The organism is Streptomyces sp. SBT349 (genome assembly GCF_001083795.1).
Lineage (GTDB): Bacteria > Actinomycetota > Actinomycetes > Streptomycetales > Streptomycetaceae > Streptomyces.
Genome location: NZ_LAVK01000638.1, coordinates 1 through 1,706, shown reverse-complemented (window position 1 = coordinate 1,706; position 1,706 = coordinate 1). Strand labels below are relative to the sequence as shown.

The 1,706-nt window shown below is 74.3% G+C and carries 4 protein-coding genes; 3 read left to right on the top strand and 1 reads right to left on the bottom strand.

Annotated elements, in window-relative coordinates; genetic code table 11:
* Positions 1-390 (top strand): hypothetical protein (locus ADY01_RS35435; protein ID WP_234320547.1); only part of this gene is annotated, 390 nt, incomplete at its 5' end.
* A 29-nt stretch (positions 391-419) separates the two neighbouring features.
* On the opposite strand, the gene ADY01_RS35430 is transcribed toward ADY01_RS35435, so the two are convergent.
* On the bottom strand, positions 420-830 hold the full coding sequence (locus ADY01_RS35430; protein ID WP_049580975.1) for a Rid family hydrolase: 411 nt from the start codon (positions 828-830) through the stop codon (positions 420-422).
* Between the two features lie 153 nt (positions 831-983).
* On the opposite strand from ADY01_RS35430, the gene ADY01_RS35425 reads away from it, so the two are divergent.
* Both ADY01_RS35425 and ADY01_RS35420 read left to right on the top strand, forming a co-directional pair.
* Complete coding sequence (locus tag ADY01_RS35425; RefSeq protein ID WP_049580974.1) at positions 984-1,244, top strand: CopG family transcriptional regulator; 261 nt, start codon at positions 984-986, stop codon at positions 1,242-1,244.
* Entirely contained in the window at positions 1,241-1,684 is a 444-nt protein-coding gene (locus ADY01_RS35420; RefSeq protein ID WP_049580972.1) for a PIN domain-containing protein, read from the top strand. The genes ADY01_RS35425 and ADY01_RS35420 overlap by 4 nt, the downstream gene beginning before the upstream one ends.
* Positions 1,685-1,706: the final 22 nt, after the last annotated feature.

Below are 1,706 nucleotides of genomic sequence, written 5' to 3'. Positions count from 1 at the left end.
GAACGGGCCACCCCCGCCCCACCCGTCCCGGTGATCGCCCTCGAAGGCGCCTCGGTCATCCTCGTCGGGTACTTCTCCGCCAAGGAGAAGGACTGGGCGGCGCGCATGCACCGGGCCGCGGCGACCCTGACCGGCCGCTCGGCCCGGGTCGTCGGCCACGTGGTCCAGCGCCGCGGCGTCTCGGCGGGCGGCGTGCGGAAGATGGCGCTGCCGCTGTCGCCCCTGACCCTGGTGGGCTCCGGCAAGGCCCGCGAGATCGCCCTGCTCCGCGCCCGCACCGGCGCCGACGCGGTGGTCTTCCTCAACGAGCTGACCCCGCGCCGGCGCGCGGCGCTGGCCGAGCTGACCGGGTGTCCGGTCGTCAGCCTCGCCGACGGGTGGGCCGGGTGACGGAGACGCCCACGCGCGCTCCGCCCGCCCTACGCGTCGAGCACGGCGGCGACGGCCTCGATCTCCACCAGCTGGTCCTCGTAGCCGAGCACGGTGACGCCCAGCAGCGTGCTCGGCACGTCGTGGGCGCCGAACGCGTCCCGCACCACCTGCCAGGCCGCCACCAGATCCTCCCGCCGCCCGGAGGCCACCAGCACCCGCGTGCTGATGACGTCCTCCAGCGCGGCACCGGCGTCCGCGAGCGCGGTCCGCAGGTTCTCCACGCACACCGCCGCCTGCCCGGCGTGGTCCCCGACCGCGGCCGTGGACCCGTCCGCACCCAGCGGACAGGCCCCCGCGAGAAAGATCAGCCGCGCCCCGGCGGGTGCGGTGGCGGCGTACGCGTACTCCGCGGCATCGGAGAGCGAACCGGAACGGATCAGCGTGACGGCACCAGCCATGGGATTCCCCTTCGCATCGAATTCGCATCGGATCCTCTTCGGGCGGGACCGGACAGCGCCCGCCCACGCGCCCAACGCCGGCCCGCGCGACGGCGTTCCCGCCCCGCTCCGCCACCACGTGCACCACTCCGGTACATCGGCCAGAGTTGGTACATGCCCATGAAGCGGATCAACGTCTACGCCGACCCCGAGGACCTGTCGATCATCAAGGAGGCGGCCAAGCGCAGAGGGATCAGTGAGGCCGAGATCATCCGCCAGGGGATCCACCTCGCCGCCATGGCGAACCGGGTGTGGGACGAGCCGCTGTTCTCGCGCACCTTCGAGGGTCCGGGCCGGACTCCGTCCCGGGCCGAGGTGCGCGACACGGTCGCCGAAGCGGTCCGCGGCGAGGCGGGTTCCGGACCCGCCGCGTGATCGTCGTCATCGCCGACACCTCCGGCCTGCTGGCCGCCCTGGACGCGGCACACCCCGAGCACGAGGCCGCGAACGAGGCGATCCTCGCCGCGGGGCTTCTGGTCCTGTCCCCGCTCCTGCTCGCGGAGCTCGACCACGTCGCCACCCGCGAGCTGGGCCGGGTGGCCGCCCTCGGCGCGGTCGACGACATCCGGCGCTGGATGCGCCGTGGTCGCGTCGTGGCACCGGAGATCACGGAGGACCACCTGGGCGCGGCCCAATCCGTTCGCGCCCGCTACAGCGCCCTCGACCTCGACCTCGCCGACGCGGTGAACGTGGCGCTGGCCTCCGACTACGACACGGACGCGATCCTCACCCTCGACCGCCGGGATCTCCGGGCCGTACGGCCCCTGGGCCGCCACAAGGCGTTCCGGGTGCTGCCCGACGACCTCCCGCTCTGAGGCGAGTGCCCGCCCCCTGCCC